Raw genomic sequence first — 14,718 nt, forward strand, 5'->3', positions numbered from 1 at the left:
CGCCGCTGGCGGCGGTGGCCGAAGAGATGGTGGACACCATGTTCACCCATGGGGACGCCATGCTCTGTCTGGCCCGGATCCGGGCCAAGGATGCCTATCTGATGGAGCACTCCATGAACGTCGCCATCCTGCTGGCGAACTTCGGCCGTTATCTGGGGCTGGAGCGCAGCGTGCTCAGGGAGCTGACCCTGGGGGGGCTGCTGCACGACGTGGGCAAGATCATGACGCCGGACGAGGTGCTCAACAAACCGGGCAAGCTGACGGACGAGGAGTTCGATGTCATGCGCCAGCACGTGGTGCACAGCCACGACATCCTGATCGCCACCGCCGGCATCACCCCCACCATGCTGGAGGTGGCCACCAACCATCACGAGCGCCTCGATGGCACCGGCTATCCAAGACGGCTAAAGGGGGAACAGCTCTCGCTCCATACCCGCATGAGCGCCATCGTCGACGTCTACGACGCGGTCACGGCGGACAGGGTCTACAAGCGGGGGATGCAGCCGACCCAGGCGTTTCGCATCCTGCTCAAGGGGGCCGATCACCACTTCGACCGGGTGCTGGTGACCAAGTTCATCAAGTGCATGGGGGTCTATCCGGTCGGCACCCTGGTGCAGCTATCCAACCAGCGGCTGGCCGTCGTGATGCAGCGCAACGAACAGCAGCCGCTCAAGCCCGTGGTCAAGGTGATCTATCACGCGACCCAGCGCCACTATCTCGAGGTGCAGTGGCTGGATCTCGCCCGAAGCGGAGTGCAGGAGACCATAGAGAACACGGTGGATCCCAAGGAGTTTGGCATCAACCTGGCCCATTTCGTCTAGCGCACCCGGGACTCGGGGGCCTGCTCGCGGCAGTAGCGGATGAGGAACTCCTCATCCAGCGGGGAGAGATCGAAGCGCAGGCAGGCCTCCTCGATAGCCCGGATGTCGTGCAGATGATGGTCGCTTAGCCAGCGCACGGCACGGCGCAGATCCTCTCCATGGGGCAGCAGGGTATGGTCGCTCATGGTCACCTCCGGTCAGCCATCGTTCCCGGCCCGTCGCGGCGGGCCCTCTCTATCTAGCTTAGCCCGCCTGCCGCCCCTTCATCCTGCCTTCAAGCTGGCTCAGGCAAACGCCCGCTGCCAGTCCTGATCGAATTTCGCCAGCGCCGCATCCACCGCCGGCACCTGGAGCAGCTGCTCCGCCACATCGAGCGGCAGGGTAATGGACCGGCAGCCCGCCAGCAGGCAGTCGAGGGCCTGGCGCGGAGTACGGAAGGAGGCTGCCAGCACCTTGCTGTGCGGGGCGTGCAGCGCCAGCAGCTGCTGCAGCTCCTGCACTGTCTTGATGCCGTCCCCCCCCTGGGCATCCAGCCGGTTGACGTAGGGCGCCACGTACTCGGCCCCGGCCACCGCCGCCAGCCAACCCTGCAGCGGGGTATAGACCGCGGTGCCCAGGGTCGGCACCCCGTTCGCCGTCAGGGTCTTGATGGCCGCCAGTCCTTCCGCACACACCGGGATCTTGATCACCAGGTCCAAGTCCAGCTCACGCAGGGCAAACGCCTCGCGCACCATCTCGGTCTCGGTTTTGCCCATCACCTGGGCAAACAGCCGTCCCTTGGCTCCCAGCACCTCCCGCAGGGCGGGCAGCAGCTCGGGCAGCGGCATGCCGCCAGCCGCGGTGATGGACGGGTTGGTGGTGACGCCGGCCAGCGGCAGGATCCGCGACCAGCGGCGCACCGCGGCCACATCGGCCGTATCGAGATAAAGCTCCATCTCTGACTCCTTATGGGGATGTTCAATCTGTCGCCATTCTAGCGGTTTCTCATTCGCAAGTTTATTGATCAATATCAAAATGACTTTCGAATGAAAGCAAATAGAATGAAAATCAAAAGGAGGTGGTATGATTTTCGACCTGCAACGCTACTCGACCCACGATGGCCCCGGCATACGCACCCTGGTGTTTCTCAAGGGATGCTCCCTCGCCTGCCGCTGGTGTCAAAACCCGGAAAGCCGCTCTCCCAGGCCGGAGATCCTGCTCGACCGGCGCCAATGCATCGAGGGATGCAGCCTCTGCAGCCAGGCCTGCCCGGCCATCCTGCGTGACGCTCAAGGCATCCGGCTGATACGGTCCGGCCTCGGAGCCCAGGATGTGGAGCGGCTGCGCGGCCTCTGCCCGAGTGAGGCGCTGCAGGTGTGCGGTCGGGAGGAGAGCCTGGACGCGCTCATGAGCACAATATTGCGGGATCGCCCCTTCTTCGAGCGCAGCGGCGGCGGGGTCACCCTCTCCGGCGGCGAGCCCTTTATGCAGCCCGACTTCGCCGCAGAGCTGCTGGCCCGCTGCAAGGCCCAGGGGCTGCATACCGCTGTGGAGAGCTGCCTGCACGTGCCCTGGCACCAGATTGAGCCGAGCCTCCCCCACCTCGACCTGCTGCTGGCGGATCTCAAGCACGTGGATGAGGCGCGTTTCTTCGACTGGACCCGCGGCAAGGTCGCCCTGCCCCTGGCGAACCTCGGGCGTCTGGCCGAGCGCGGCGTGGCCATGCAGATCCGGGTGCCGCTCATCCCCGGCTTCAATGCCGACCGCGAATCGATAAAAGCCATCACCGACACCGCCGCCCGCCTCGGCACTGTGCAGGAGATCCACTTTCTCCCCTACCACACCCTGGGGGCGGGTAAATATGCCCTGCTGGATTTGCCCTACGAGGCGCCAGAGCGACCCCTCAATGACCCGGATTTGCTCGACTTTGCCCACACCTATGCCCAACGCCAGGGGCTGACCCCTGTCACCAGAGGATAAGATCATGACCCAGCTCGATTTGAATACCCTCAGCCCCCGGATCCGCGCCCACAAGGAGAGCCTGATCCACATCGTCCAGCCGCCGGTCTGCACCGAGCGGGCCCGCCACTACACCGAGGCCTATCAGGCCCACCTGGCCCGGCCGCTGCCGGTACGCCGCGCCCTGGCGCTGGCTCATCATCTGAAGGAGCGCACCATCTGGATCAAGCACGACGAGCTCATCGTCGGCAACCAGGGGAGCCAGGTGCGGGCGGCGCCGCTCTTTCCCGAATACACGGTGGGCTGGATCGAGAAGGAGATCGACGAGCTGGCCGACCGCCCCGGTGCCGGCTTTGCGGTGAGCGAGGCAGACAAGCTGGCCATCCACGCCCTCACCCCCTTCTGGCGCGGCCAGACGGTGCAGGATCGCTGCTACGGCCTCTTCACCGACGAGCAGAAGGCGCTGCTGGAGAGCGGCATCATCAAGGCCGAGGGCAACATGACCTCGGGAGATGCCCACCTCGCGGTCAACTACGAGCAACTGCTCGCCCTCGGCCTCGACGGCCTCAAGGCCAGGGTGGCCGAGCGGCGCGGCCGGCTCGATCTGGCGGACTGGGCCGATCTGCAGCGCGAGCAGTTCCTGCAGGCCGTCGCCATCACCTTCGATGCCGTCAGCCAGCACATCGAGCGTTATGCCGCGCTGGCCCGCGAACTGGCACAGCAGGAGCCGCGTCCCGAGCGCCGCTGCGAGCTTGAGACCATCGCCCTCAACTGCGCCCACATCGCCCACCGGCCCCCCGAGACCTTCTGGCAGGCGCTGCAGCTCTGCTACTTCATCCAGCTCATCCTGCAGATCGAGTCCAACGGCCACTCGGTGTCGTTTGGCCGGATGGACCAGTACCTCTATCCCTGGTATCGCCGGGAAGTGGAGCTGTCGGAATCCCTGCCGCGCACGCGCGCCATCGAGCTGTTGCAAGGGTGCTGGCTCAAGCTGCTGGAGGTGAACAAGATCCGCTCCGGCACCCACTCCAAGGCCTCAGCCGGCAGCCCGCTCTATCAGAACGTCACCATAGGCGGGCAGAACTGGCGCAATGGCACAGCCCAGGACGCGGTCAACGGCCTCTCCTACGCCATTCTGGAGTCCTGCGGCCAGTTGCGCTCGACCCAGCCCAACCTCTCGGTGCGCTACCACGCCGGCATGAGCGAGGATTTCCTCGATGCCTGCATCCAGGTGATCCGCTGCGGTTTCGGCATGCCCGCCTTCAACAACGACGAGGTGGTGATCCCCGAGTTCATCAGGCTCGGGGTGAGCGAGGAGGATGCCCACCACTACGCCGCCATCGGCTGCATCGAGACCGCGGTGCCCGGCAAGTGGGGCTATCGCTGCACCGGCATGAGCTTCATCAACTTCGCCCGCATCCTGCTGGCGGCGCTGGATGGCGGCCGCGATGCCACCACGGGCAAGGTCTTCTTGCCCCAGCCCCAGACCCTGCGCGAGGGCAATTTCGCCTCCTTCGACGAGGTGATGGCCCGCTGGGACGAGCAGGTGCGCTACTTCACCCGCAAGTCCATCGAGATCGACTGCGTGGTCGACAGCGTGCTGGAGGCCCAGGCCCACGACATCCTCTGCAGCGCCCTGGTGGACGACTGCATCGAGCGCGGCAAGACCATCAAGGAGGGGGGCGCCGTCTATGACTGGGTCTCCGGCCTGCAGGTGGGGATCGCGAACCTGGGCAACAGCCTGGCGGCGCTGAAGAAACTGGTGTTCGAGCAGGGCGTGGTGGATCAGCGCGAGCTGGCCGAGGCGCTGGAGCAGGACTTTGCCGGGCTTCAGGGGGAACAGCTGCGCCAGCGCCTCACCCATGCGGCCCCCAAATACGGCAACGATCTGGACGAGGTGGATCTGCTGCTGGTGCAGGCCTACCAGAGCTACATCGACGAGCTCAAGGGGCTGCACAACACCCGCTTCGGTCGCGGCCCCATCGGCGGCACCTACTATGCGGGCACCTCCTCCATCTCAGCCAACGTGCCGTTCGGCGCGGCCACCCTGGCCACCCCGGACGGCCGCCACGCCCACACCCCGCTGGCGGAAGGGGCCAGTCCGGCGTCGGGCTCGGATCGCCTGGGGCCGACGGCGGTGTTCAACTCCCTCGGCAAGCTGCCCACGGCGGCCATCCTCGGCGGCGTGCTGCTCAACCAGAAGCTGAGCCCGGCCAGCCTGGAGAACGAGCGGGACAAGGCCAAGCTGATGAGCCTGCTGCGCACCTTCTTCGAGGTGCACAAGGGGTGGCACGTGCAGTACAACATCGTCTCGCGCGAAACCCTGCTGGCGGCCAAGACCCATCCCGACCAGTACCGGGATCTGGTGGTGCGGGTGGCGGGTTACTCGGCCTTCTTCACCGCCTTATCCCCGGATGCGCAAGATGATATCATCGCCCGCACCGAGCACAGTCTCTGACCCCCACAGCGCCCGTGCGACCGATGACTGGCAAGCCACCCCCGGGTGGCTTTCCCTTATCTCCCCAACCTGCGAGGCCCCATGAACCCACGCCACCAACTGATCCTCACCCTGGTCCATCAGGCCCGCAAGATGAGCGTGGCCGAGCTCTCCCGCCACACCGGGGTGTCTGAGGTGACGGTGCGCAACGATCTCACCGCCCTGGAGAGGCAAGGGCTGCTCAAGCGGGTACACGGCTCGGCCATGGCGCTGGAGAGCGACGACCCGGACGCACGGATGAACATCAACTACCTGCTCAAGGAGCGTCTCGCCGAGCGGGCAGCCCAACTGGTGGAGGACGGCGAGACGGTCTTTATCGAGGGGGGCAGCGCCAACGCCCTGCTGGCCCGCTATCTGGCGCTGCACAAGCGGGTCACCATCATCACCATCAGCAGCTACATCGCCCACCTGCTGCGGGACACCCAGGCTCAGGTGGTGCTGCTGGGCGGCCTGTTCCAGCACCAGAGCGAGAGCGTGGTGGGGCCGCTGACGCGCCTGTGCATCGAGCAGGTGCACTTCTCCAAGGCCTTCATCGGGGTGGACGGCTTTCACCCCGAGATGGGCTTCACCAGCCGGGACATGATGCGGGCCGACGTGGTCAACAGCGTGCTGGCCAAGGGGGTGACCAACGTGGTCATCACCGACAGCAGCAAGTTCGGCGCCATCCACCCGAGCCCCCTCGGAGCGCCGGGGCAGATCGGCGTGCTGGTCACCGACGATGCCCTGCCCGCCCCCATGCGGGCCGCCCTGGCGGTGCGCGGCATCACCCTTCACTGCGTCGCCGCCTGATCCCGTCATGGCCGCTCGCGGCCTGACGCCTCCCCCGCCTGGCCGCTTGACGGCGCCCACCCTGACAGGGGTATGCTCGTCCTCTTTCGGCCTCCCCTGGCAGGAGCCGCTCACACAAGGACGTTGCATGCAAACCAAGGACAAGTGTCTGGCCGCCCTGGTCATCCTCTGCTGGGGCCTCAACTTCGTCGCCATCAAGTGGGGGCTGGAGGGCATACCGCCGCTGCTGCTGGGGGCGCTGCGCTTCATCGGGGTGGTCTTCCCCGCCATCCTGCTGGTCCCCAGGCCCGCCATGCCCTGGCGCTGGCTGCTGGCCTACGGCGGCGCCATCAGCCTGGGCCAGTTCGCCTTCCTGTTCTGCGCCATGAAGTTCGGCATGCCCGCGGGCATGGCCTCTCTGGTGCTGCAATCCCAGGTGGTGTTCACCCTGCTGTTCGCCATGATCTGGCTGGGGGAGCGCTGGCAACCCCACCACTGGGTGGCCCTGCCCCTGGCGGGGCTGGGTCTCTACCTCATCGCCACCCATGGTGAGGGTAACCTGACCCTGCTCGGCTTCGTGCTGACCCTGTGCGCGGCCGCCTGCTGGGGACTTGGCAACGTCATCAACCGCCAGATCGGGCTGCGCTACCAAACCACGCTGCCCAGCCTTATCGCCTGGGGCGGCCTGGTGCCCATACTCCCCTTCCTCGCGCTCTCCTGGCTGTTCGAGGGACCGGAGCTGATGGCCAGCAGCCTGCTGAACTTCAGCTGGCAGGGGCTCCTGTGCGTGCTCTATCTCTCCTTTGTCGCCACCTGGCTCGGCTACGGCCTGTGGGGGCGGCTGCTGATGCGCTATCCGGTGGCGCAGGTGGCCCCCCTCTCCCTGCTGGTGCCCTGCGTCGGCATGGTGGCCGCAGCCCTGCTGCTGGATGAACACCCCACCCCCTTGCAGTGGCTGGGCTCCGGCCTGGTGCTGCTCGGCTTTCTGGTGCATCTGCTGGGAGGCAGAATGCGGCTGTTCAGGGTCCAGGCCGAGGATTGACCTCGCAGGGGAAACTTCCCATGATGGTGAAGGCCCTCTTGGGCCCGATCCCCTATCCCGGCCGGACGCCATCATCAGGAGAGCAAGGACATGCGCCACCCTTCACCCTCGGTCATTCCCTCTTTATCACGGGCCATGGGGCTCATGGCCATCGTGCTGCCGCTGTGCTGGAGCCCCTTCGGCTGGAGTGCCAGCCTGCCGGCCGACCTCAAATGGGAGAGCAACGACACCGACCCCGTCTATGCCGACCCAGAGGCCAGGCGGGGCGGTACCTTCCGTGACTTCATGTCGAGCTTCCCGCTCACCCTGCGCAAATACGGGCCCGACTCCAACGGCGGTTTTGCCGGCTATGTTCGCGAGACCAACCTGCCGCTCTTGAGCACCCACCCCGTCACCGGCCATCCCATGCCGATGCTGGCCAACCAGTGGGCCTTCGGCGCGGACCACAAGACCCTCTATTTTCGCATCAACCCCAAGGCGCGCTGGTCGGACGGCCAGCCCGTCACCGCAGATGACTGGGTCTTTACCCTCAAGATGATGCGCAGCAAGGAGATCAATGACCCCTGGTACAACAACTACTACAGCACCCAGATAAGCGAGGTGACCCGGTTCGACGACCATACCCTGGCCATCACCAGCGGCACGGAGAAGAGCCGGGAGGATCTGCTGGAATCCCTGCCGTTCAGCCCGGAACCCAGCCACGCCATCAAGCTGACCAGCGACTGGGTCAAGGAGTACAATTGGAAGGTGCTGCCGGTCACCGGCCCCTACCGGATTGGCGAGGTGAAGAAGGGCAAGGCGATCACCTTCGAGCGGGTCAAGGATTGGTGGGGCAATGACGAGCGCTACTTCCAGCACCGCTTCAATCCGGACCGGATCGAGATCAAGGTGCTCAGGGATCAGAACATCGCCTGGCAGCACTTCCTGCGCGGCGAGCTGGACACCTTCCCCCTGGTCATGCCCAACTGGTGGCACGACAAGAGCAAGACGGCCGAATTCGAGAAGGGCTATATCGAGCGACTCTGGTTCTACAACCAGACGCCCCAGTCCCCCATGGGACTCTACCTCAACACCGCCGACCCCTTGCTGTCGTCTCTCGACGTGCGCCTCGGCATCCAGCATGCCCTCGCCTTCGACAAGATGCTCGAGACCCTGCTGCGGGGGGATTACCAGCGCCTCAACACCTATGGTTCTGGCCAGGGGGCCTTCACCAACACCGACATCAAGGCACGCCCCTTCGACCCCAAGCTGGCGCGGGAATACTTCGCCAAGGCGGGCTTCACCAAAACCGGGCCGGACGGGATCCTGCAGAACGACAAGGGCCAGCCCCTGAGCCTGACCATCACCTACACCACGGCGGAGCACGCCCAGCGCCTCACCCTGCTGCGGGAAGAGGCGAAGAAGGCGGGGCTCAATCTGGAGCTGAACCTGATGGATGCCTCGGCCGGCTTCAAATCCATGCTGGAAAAGAAGCACCAGAGCGCCTGGATGGCCTGGAGCGGTGGCCGCTACCCCGCCTATTGGGAGTTCTTCCACAGGGTCAACGCCAACAAGCCCCAGACCAACAACATCATGAACCTCGATGACGAGGCCCTCTCGGCCCTGGTGGAGCAGTACGACAAGGCCTTCGACTTCGGCAAGAAGGCCGAGCTCTCGCGCCTGATCCAGCAGCGGCTCTATGAGCTCGCCAGTTTCGTTCCCGCCTACCAGGTCCCCTATACCCGGGCCGGTGCCTGGCGCTGGGTCCGCCTGCCCAAGGTGCCGGCCACGCCCCAGAGCGATCTGCTCTACTGGCCGCTGGACGGCGGCAACAGCGGCTACAGCTATGGCGGCCTGCTCTGGATCGACGAAGAGGCGAAGGCGCAGACCCGGGCCGCCATCAAGTCAGGCCAGACCTTCCCGACAGTCACCCTGATTGATACCACCTATCAGCAGAAATGAAGCGGCTTGCGCCGCCTAGCCGCGCCACAAACAAAAGACCCCGCACATAGGCGGGGTCTTTTCTGCAACCGGGGTTGCAGCGGCAAGCGGGGCGATCAGCCGCGCTTGGCCTGCTTTTGCGCGATGGCGTCGGCCACGTCGGCCGGATCCAGCACTATGCCTTCCTGATCCGGCGTCGGGAACACGGCGACGCAGAGTTCGTCCTGCTCCATGCCATCCACCCAGCGCTCCAGCCACACCTTGAGGGTGATGGACTGCGGTTTGCACTCGGCCCACTCCCCTTCGGCCCAGGCCTTGGCGTAGTCGGGATGCGGCCACACCGGGATGCAGTCTTCCTCTTCGGTCGTCAGCATCATGACGCCGTGCTCGTCGGTCAGGACAAACAGCTCTTCGTGCTCGACCAGCTTGCTGATGAAGTGATCAAAGCGGTAATCGGCGTTCAGTTGCAGCGCGGCATTGCGCTCGGTGTCGCTAAGTTCATAGCTCATCGGTCAAGTCTCTCATGAAATAAAGGGCGATATGTTCACATCTTGCCGGCGCCTTGTCCAGCAGGAGTGATCGGTCACCCATTTTTCGCGATCTCATCCCAGCTCCGGGGTCACCAGGGTGATCTCCGCCATCTCGCTGAAACGCTGGCGCAACCAGTAGGCGGACTCCACCTCGACGAAGCAGAGCTGATCCCGTCCGGCCCGCACCCCTTGCATGATCTGCTCGAGGCGCGCCTGTTGCTGTCGTTGCCAGGCCGCCGCCAGCTTGGTGCCATGGGCCTCGTCCACCACCTCGCGGCGCAGCTCGAACAGGTTATCGGTGATCGGGCTGTTTATCTTGGCGGGGCTGTGCCAGTACATCAGCAGGTTGTCCAGCATCTCCTCGTCGTAACTCGCGAGCGCCTCGAGCCCGGGAGTGTCGCCTTCCCCCTGGGCGGCAAAGTCGCACCAGCCCGCCGCCAGCGGAGCCAGGCTCTGCGCACTCGCACCCTTGCCATGCTGACGCAGTGCTGTCACGTCCTCCCCCCTGATGGAAGGCAGCCAGAGATCCCCCTGATGTCCGTCCAGGAGGGGAAGCAGCAAGGAGGGGGCATAAACGGAAAAACGGGGGCCCAGGGAGTGCAGCAGAGATACCAGGGTGACAGTGATCATGAGACGCGCCTTGAACTGAACGACCTGGTGTCATACCCGGCCATGAGGATGAACGAGGGGCCATTCTAGCATGTTTACCAATGCAGAGGCCCAGAACCACGGCCCGGCGAGCGGCGGGCCAGAGCCCAAAAAAGCAGCGTTCGAACCTGAGCCTCCCCGAGAAAGACCAATAGTTTGAGCCAGCGCCCACTAAAGTGGCACCGGGGATGCTAGGTTGCATACATCTTTAGCGTGAGGAGTGCATCCATGAGTGGGATCAACCAGGTTTCTGACGATTTTGTGAATGAGCTGAAAATACTGGCGTGTTTTGATCCGGCCAACATGAGCCTGGGGATCAAGCTGCGCAGCGACATGTCGGAAGCGCTGTGCCAGGCCGCGGCACGCCTGCACAGCCAGGGTCTGATCACGGCGGCGGATGGCGGCTATCTGACCCCCTTCGGCATGACCATGCTGGAACATCTCCAGCACCTGCTGGTCGCACTCAAGCCGAATTGAGTTCCTGCGGGGCCCAGAGCGAAAAGTTGAGCAACTCCCAGTGCGCCCCCTGGCGCAGCAGACAGGCAAACAGCAAAGGACCTTCGGGTCCTTTTATCTTGCCATCGATCACCCACTCCCCCACTCGCTTCACCACAGGCTGCGCCCTGATCTCGTCGGGTTGCGTCGCGCTGCCCAGTCGCACCTGTACAAACTGCTGGCACACGGAGGCGGCTTCACGGGCCACGGGATCGGGTATCGGGACATTGACGGGGCTGGAGAGCGCCGCGCTCAGCAGGAGTGATGGGAGCATAGTGGAGGCCATGGCAAGGATCTGTCATCAAGATGGCACAAAACAAAAAGCCGTGGCACCAGAGGTACCACGGCTTTCTTAAATTCTGTAAGAATTACAGAGCAGTTACGTTCTCAGCCTGCGGGCCTTTCTGACCTTGGGTCACAGAGAACTGTACGCGCTGACCTTCAGCCAGGGTACGGAAGCCGTTACCTTGGATGGCGCTGAAGTGAACGAAAACGTCCGGGCCGTTTTCTTGCTGAATGAAGCCAAAGCCTTTGGTTTCGTTGAAGAACTTGACGGTACCGGTGATCATGTTGGACATATCTTTAAACCTGTATTCAAAATAATTACTTATGCTTTTCAGCGGATAAAGCTCAAAAAACGGGATTACTTATGAACAACAGGAAAAGATGCAAAACATCATATTCATTGACATAACTATCGCCCTTTCAAGCTGGTTGAGATTATACGTGCCTTTGTCGATTACGCAAACAAATTTGTACCCCGCCAGCGGCAGGGTACAAACGCTTACACCTCCGCGGATTCCAGCGCCTGAACCAGAGCCTTGAGGAAGCGCGCGGCCTCGCCACCGGTGCAGGCCCTGTGGTCGAACGTCATCGACAGCGGCAGCGCCCTGACCGGACGCGCCTCCCCGTGAACGAACACCACCTTCTCGAACAGCTTGCCCGCCCCTATGATGGCCACCTGGGGCGGCGTGACGATGGGGCTGGCGTAACGGCCCGCGATGGCACCGAAGTTGGTGAGGGTGATGGTCGCCCCCTGCAGCATCTCCCGCGGTACCGCACGGGCCTTCACGTCGGCGATCATCCGATCCAGCCCCTGGCGGATGTCCGCCCTATCCCGCTCGGCCACGTTCTCCATCACGGGCACATAGAGCCCGTGTTTGGAGTCGACCGCAATGGCCACGTTGACCTCGCTGAACAGCCGCCGCGACAGGGTCTCCCCGTCAAACCAGGCATTCATGGAGGGCTCGGCCCGGCAGGCGACGCCGATCGCCTTGATGAGGCGCACCGTCACGTCTTCGTCGGACCGCCAGTGGCGCAAGTCCACCTCGTCCGTGATGCTGACCGGCACCACAGTCTGGTGGGAGAGCTCCATTGCCTTGGCCATGGCCCGCCGCGACCCCTTGAGGAACTCGTTGCCGCTCCCCTGCATCGCCTCGAAGGCGCTCTGCACGTCCTGCTCGGTCACCATGCCGGCGCTGCCGCTGCCCTGGATCCTGTCGATGTCGAGGCCAAGTTTCTGCGCCAGCAGGCGCACGGCGGGCATGGCCTGCACCAGGGTGCCGCCGGGCGCCATGGCCCCCACCACGAAGTGATCCTCGATGTGCTGCTGATGGGCACTCACCTTGCCCACCACGGTGCCATCGTCCTCACCGCCCTCGAATTCCACCAGGGGGGCGCCGATGTGGAGTATGTCCCCTTCCTGACCGCACAGCCGGGCGATCACTCCGGCCACCGGCGAGGGCACATCCACCAGCGCCTTCGCGGTTTCCACCGACAACAGCACCTGATCGACGCTCACGGTCTCACCGGCTCGCACCTTCCATTCGACGATCTCAGCTTCGGCCAACCCTTCGCCCAGATCCGGTAATTTGAAAAATTTCATGACCCGTTCTCCATCCGCAGGAACATCACCAAAGGTTGAAAGATCTCATGGCTCTTGCTTGCCGGGGCGCCAGCGCGCCAACCTGTGAAAAAGGTCATAGCCATTTGTTCTCCATCAGCTGGCGAGCCGCATCGGCGATCTCCTGCTCGGTGATGAGGTAGTACTCCTCGTTGCGATAGTAGGGCACGGCAACATCCACCCCGGTGAGGCGTCTGGGCGGTGCCTTGAGGGAGGTGAGCGCCTCCTCGGTGACCCGCGCCACTATCTCGGCGCCCACCCCGAAGCTGCCACAGGCCTCGTGCACCACCAGCAGGCGCCCGGTCTTGCGCACCGAGGCCAGTATGGTCTCCATGTCCAACGGCTTGATGGTAGCCAGATCCAGCACCTCGCACTGGATGTCCTGCTCCGCCAGCAGGGTGGCGGCCCGCATCACCTCCTGGATACAGGCCCCCCAGGCGACCACGGTCAGATCCCGACCCGGTCTCAGGGTGAAGCAGACATCCAGCGGCAGGCCGACCCCGTCATCCACCACCTCCGACTTCATGGAGCGATAGATGCGATCCGGCTCGAAGAACATCACCGGATCAGGGTCGCGGATGGCCGACAGCAGCAGGCCGTAGGCCCGCCTCGGGCTGGAGGGGATCACCACCCGCAGCCCCGGGATATGGGCGAACAGGGCCTCCACGCTCTCGCTGTGGTGCTCGGGGGAGTGGATGCCGGCCCCATAGGGCGAGCGATAGACGATGGGGCAGGAGAGCCGCCCCCGGGTGCGGTTGCGCATGCGCGCTGCCTGGCAGACGATCTGCTCCATGCCGGGGAAGATGAATCCCTGGAACTGGAATTCGGCGACGGGCTTGAGCCCCTGGGTCGCCATGCCCACCGCCACCCCGGCGATCAGCCCCTCGGCCAGCGGGGTGTCTATCACCCGCTTGAAACCGAACTTGTCGCGCAGGCCCACGGTGGCACGGAACACCCCGCCATTGACCCCCACGTCCTCGCCCAGCACCACCACGTCGGGGTCGTGCTCCATCTCGTGGTGCAGCGCCAGATTGATGGCTTCGAGCAGCGTTATTTCACTCATGGTGAGCCTCCCCGCCGTGCTGCTGCATACCCTTGGCGATGATGCGCCGGCGCTGTGCGCGGTAATCCTTCGGCAGCTCGGCAAACTGATAGTCGAGCAGGGTCTCCGGCGCCTGCGGCATCATGCCCTCATAGGCGGCCACGGAGCGCTCGACTTCGCGGCTCGCCTCCGCCAGCAGCGCCTGCTCCTGCGCCTCGTCCCACCAGCCCTGCCCGGCCATGAACTGGCGCAGCCGCTTGACGGGCTCCCTGGCCCAGGCGGCTTCCACCTCGGCGGAGTCCCGGTAACGGGTTGCGTCGTCGGCGGTGGTGTGATCCCCGAGCCGGTAGCTGACGGCCTCGATCAGGGTCGGTCCCTTGCCGCTGCGAGCCCGTTCGACGGCGGTGCGGGTCGCATCAAAGACGGCCACCACGTCGTTGCCGTCCACCTGGAGGCTGCGCACGCCGGCCCCAATCCCCTTCTGGGCCAGGGTCGGGGCGCTCGACTGCAGCTTGCGCGGCACCGAGATGGCCCACTGGTTGTTGTTGATGATCATCACCATGGGGAGATGCCAGACGCCGGCGCAGTTGAGCCCCTCGAGGAAGTCCCCCTTGGAGGTGCCGCCATCCCCTATGGTGACCACGGCGACCCTGGGCTGATTGCGCAGCTTGAAGGCGGCCGCGATGCCGGCGGCATGGGTGATCTGGGTCGCGATGGGCACGCAGATGGGCAGATCTTCGGAAAGTTCGCCATCTGCCTTGTAAAAGACGCTGCCCCGTTCATCCCCGCCCCAGTACTGCAGGTTCTGCTCCATGGGCACGCCCCGCACGTAGAGAGTGGGCATGTCCCTGTAGTAGGGCACGTAGACATCCTCCGGCTGCATGGCGAGACCGACCCCTATCCCGACCGCTTCCGCCCCCAGGTGGGAGGGAAAGGTGCCGAGCTTGCCGGTTCGCTGCAGTGCAATCGCTTTCTTGTCGTAGCTGCGCACCATCACCATGTTGCGGTAGAAGGTGTGCAGTATCGCCTTGTCCAGCCAGGTCGGCAGTGTCGCGACCGGGCGCCCCTCCTCATCGAGGTAACGAAGGAAGGGGATGTCGACATGGGTCATAAC

The 14,718-nt window shown here is 64.5% G+C and carries 16 protein-coding genes; 7 read left to right on the forward strand and 9 right to left on the reverse strand.

Annotated features, from left to right (window positions below):
• The coding region (locus tag BN1132_RS08095; protein ID WP_042076665.1) for an HD-GYP domain-containing protein at positions 1-821 on the forward strand (821 nt) is incomplete at its 5' end.
• Here the strand turns inward: BN1132_RS08095 and BN1132_RS08100 are convergent.
• Both BN1132_RS08100 and fsa read right to left on the reverse strand, forming a co-directional pair.
• Positions 818-1,006 carry a hypothetical protein gene (locus BN1132_RS08100; protein WP_042076666.1) on the reverse strand — a complete coding sequence of 63 codons (189 nt, stop codon included), beginning with the start codon at positions 1,004-1,006 and terminating at the stop codon, positions 818-820. The genes BN1132_RS08095 and BN1132_RS08100 overlap by 4 nt on opposite strands.
• Before the next feature lie 99 nt (positions 1,007-1,105).
• The gene (gene fsa / locus BN1132_RS08105) at positions 1,106-1,756 is read right to left on the reverse strand and encodes a fructose-6-phosphate aldolase (protein WP_042076668.1); all 651 of its coding nucleotides are present in this window, start codon (positions 1,754-1,756) and stop codon (positions 1,106-1,108) included.
• Positions 1,757-1,883: 127 nt separating this feature from the next.
• Here fsa and BN1132_RS08110 point away from each other — a divergent pair, with 127 nt between their 5' ends.
• The 5 genes from BN1132_RS08110 to BN1132_RS08130 all read left to right on the forward strand — a co-directional run bounded on the left by BN1132_RS08110 (position 1,884) and on the right by BN1132_RS08130 (position 9,007).
• On the forward strand, positions 1,884-2,780 hold the full coding sequence (locus tag BN1132_RS08110) for a glycyl-radical enzyme activating protein (RefSeq protein ID WP_042076669.1): 897 nt from the start codon (positions 1,884-1,886) through the stop codon (positions 2,778-2,780).
• Positions 2,781-2,784: 4 nt separating this feature from the next.
• Entirely contained in the window at positions 2,785-5,217 is a 2,433-nt protein-coding gene (locus BN1132_RS08115) for a formate C-acetyltransferase/glycerol dehydratase family glycyl radical enzyme (protein WP_042076670.1), read from the forward strand.
• Between the two features lie 81 nt (positions 5,218-5,298).
• Complete coding sequence (locus tag BN1132_RS08120) at positions 5,299-6,045, forward strand: DeoR/GlpR family DNA-binding transcription regulator (RefSeq protein ID WP_042076672.1); 747 nt, start codon at positions 5,299-5,301, stop codon at positions 6,043-6,045.
• A 127-nt stretch (positions 6,046-6,172) separates the two neighbouring features.
• Positions 6,173-7,066, forward strand: a complete 894-nt coding sequence (locus BN1132_RS08125) for an EamA family transporter (RefSeq protein WP_042076674.1) — start codon at positions 6,173-6,175, stop codon at positions 7,064-7,066.
• 90 nt (positions 7,067-7,156) lie between these two features.
• Entirely contained in the window at positions 7,157-9,007 is a 1,851-nt protein-coding gene (locus BN1132_RS08130; protein ID WP_084202692.1) for an extracellular solute-binding protein, read from the forward strand.
• 95 nt (positions 9,008-9,102) lie between these two features.
• Here the strand turns inward: BN1132_RS08130 and BN1132_RS08135 are convergent, their stop codons facing one another.
• Together BN1132_RS08135 and BN1132_RS08140 are read right to left on the reverse strand one after the other, a co-directional pair.
• Positions 9,103-9,495, reverse strand: a complete 393-nt coding sequence (locus BN1132_RS08135; RefSeq protein WP_042076678.1) for a DUF2750 domain-containing protein — start codon at positions 9,493-9,495, stop codon at positions 9,103-9,105.
• A gap of 93 nt (positions 9,496-9,588) precedes the next feature.
• Positions 9,589-10,146, reverse strand: a complete 558-nt coding sequence (locus BN1132_RS08140; protein ID WP_042076680.1) for a hypothetical protein — start codon at positions 10,144-10,146, stop codon at positions 9,589-9,591.
• A 246-nt stretch (positions 10,147-10,392) separates the two neighbouring features.
• On the opposite strand from BN1132_RS08140, the gene BN1132_RS08145 reads away from it, so the two are divergent.
• Positions 10,393-10,641 (forward strand): TIGR02647 family protein, encoded by a 249-nt coding sequence (locus tag BN1132_RS08145; RefSeq protein ID WP_010675310.1) that lies wholly within the window; start codon positions 10,393-10,395, stop codon positions 10,639-10,641.
• On the opposite strand, the gene BN1132_RS08150 is transcribed toward BN1132_RS08145, so the two are convergent.
• The 5 genes from BN1132_RS08150 to pdhA form a co-directional block, all read right to left on the reverse strand.
• On the reverse strand, positions 10,628-10,933 hold the full coding sequence (locus BN1132_RS08150) for a hypothetical protein (RefSeq protein ID WP_042076764.1): 306 nt from the start codon (positions 10,931-10,933) through the stop codon (positions 10,628-10,630). The two genes, BN1132_RS08145 and BN1132_RS08150, sit on opposite strands and share 14 nt — an antisense overlap.
• A 94-nt stretch (positions 10,934-11,027) precedes the next feature.
• Positions 11,028-11,237, reverse strand: coding sequence for a cold-shock protein (locus BN1132_RS08155; RefSeq protein WP_005302803.1), 210 nt, complete (start codon positions 11,235-11,237; stop codon positions 11,028-11,030).
• A gap of 206 nt (positions 11,238-11,443) precedes the next feature.
• Positions 11,444-12,544, reverse strand: coding sequence for a dihydrolipoamide acetyltransferase family protein (locus BN1132_RS08160; protein WP_042076682.1), 1,101 nt, complete (start codon positions 12,542-12,544; stop codon positions 11,444-11,446).
• Between the two features lie 94 nt (positions 12,545-12,638).
• Complete coding sequence (locus tag BN1132_RS08165; protein WP_042076683.1) at positions 12,639-13,625, reverse strand: alpha-ketoacid dehydrogenase subunit beta; 987 nt, start codon at positions 13,623-13,625, stop codon at positions 12,639-12,641.
• Positions 13,618-14,715, reverse strand: coding sequence for a pyruvate dehydrogenase (acetyl-transferring) E1 component subunit alpha (pdhA, locus tag BN1132_RS08170; RefSeq protein WP_042076687.1), 1,098 nt, complete (start codon positions 14,713-14,715; stop codon positions 13,618-13,620). Before pdhA ends, BN1132_RS08165 begins: the two co-directional genes overlap by 8 nt.
• Positions 14,716-14,718 lie beyond the last annotated feature (3 nt).

The organism is Aeromonas sanarellii, assembly GCF_000820085.1.
GTDB classification, from domain to species: Bacteria; Pseudomonadota; Gammaproteobacteria; order Enterobacterales; family Aeromonadaceae; genus Aeromonas; species Aeromonas sanarellii.

What these genes read in the sequence shown, in the direction of transcription:
- BN1132_RS08165 (WP_042076683.1), bottom strand. Translation starts at nt 13,625, where the DNA reads ATGAGTGAAATAACGCTGCTCGAAGCCATCAATCTGGCGCTGCACCAC.
- BN1132_RS08115 (WP_042076670.1), top strand. Translation starts at nt 2,785, where the DNA reads ATGACCCAGCTCGATTTGAATACCCTCAGCCCCCGGATCCGCGCCCAC.
- BN1132_RS08140 (WP_042076680.1), bottom strand. Translation starts at nt 10,146, where the DNA reads ATGATCACTGTCACCCTGGTATCTCTGCTGCACTCCCTGGGCCCCCGT.
- BN1132_RS08150 (WP_042076764.1), bottom strand. Translation starts at nt 10,933, where the DNA reads ATGCTCCCATCACTCCTGCTGAGCGCGGCGCTCTCCAGCCCCGTCAAT.
- pdhA (WP_042076687.1), bottom strand. Translation starts at nt 14,715, where the DNA reads ATGACCCATGTCGACATCCCCTTCCTTCGTTACCTCGATGAGGAGGGG.
- BN1132_RS08130 (WP_084202692.1), top strand. Translation starts at nt 7,157, where the DNA reads ATGCGCCACCCTTCACCCTCGGTCATTCCCTCTTTATCACGGGCCATG.
- BN1132_RS08110 (WP_042076669.1), top strand. Translation starts at nt 1,884, where the DNA reads ATGATTTTCGACCTGCAACGCTACTCGACCCACGATGGCCCCGGCATA.
- BN1132_RS08155 (WP_005302803.1), bottom strand. Translation starts at nt 11,237, where the DNA reads ATGTCCAACATGATCACCGGTACCGTCAAGTTCTTCAACGAAACCAAA.
- BN1132_RS08145 (WP_010675310.1), top strand. Translation starts at nt 10,393, where the DNA reads ATGAGTGGGATCAACCAGGTTTCTGACGATTTTGTGAATGAGCTGAAA.
- BN1132_RS08125 (WP_042076674.1), top strand. Translation starts at nt 6,173, where the DNA reads ATGCAAACCAAGGACAAGTGTCTGGCCGCCCTGGTCATCCTCTGCTGG.
- BN1132_RS08160 (WP_042076682.1), bottom strand. Translation starts at nt 12,544, where the DNA reads ATGAAATTTTTCAAATTACCGGATCTGGGCGAAGGGTTGGCCGAAGCT.
- BN1132_RS08120 (WP_042076672.1), top strand. Translation starts at nt 5,299, where the DNA reads ATGAACCCACGCCACCAACTGATCCTCACCCTGGTCCATCAGGCCCGC.
- BN1132_RS08135 (WP_042076678.1), bottom strand. Translation starts at nt 9,495, where the DNA reads ATGAGCTATGAACTTAGCGACACCGAGCGCAATGCCGCGCTGCAACTG.
- BN1132_RS08100 (WP_042076666.1), bottom strand. Translation starts at nt 1,006, where the DNA reads ATGAGCGACCATACCCTGCTGCCCCATGGAGAGGATCTGCGCCGTGCC.
- fsa (WP_042076668.1), bottom strand. Translation starts at nt 1,756, where the DNA reads ATGGAGCTTTATCTCGATACGGCCGATGTGGCCGCGGTGCGCCGCTGG.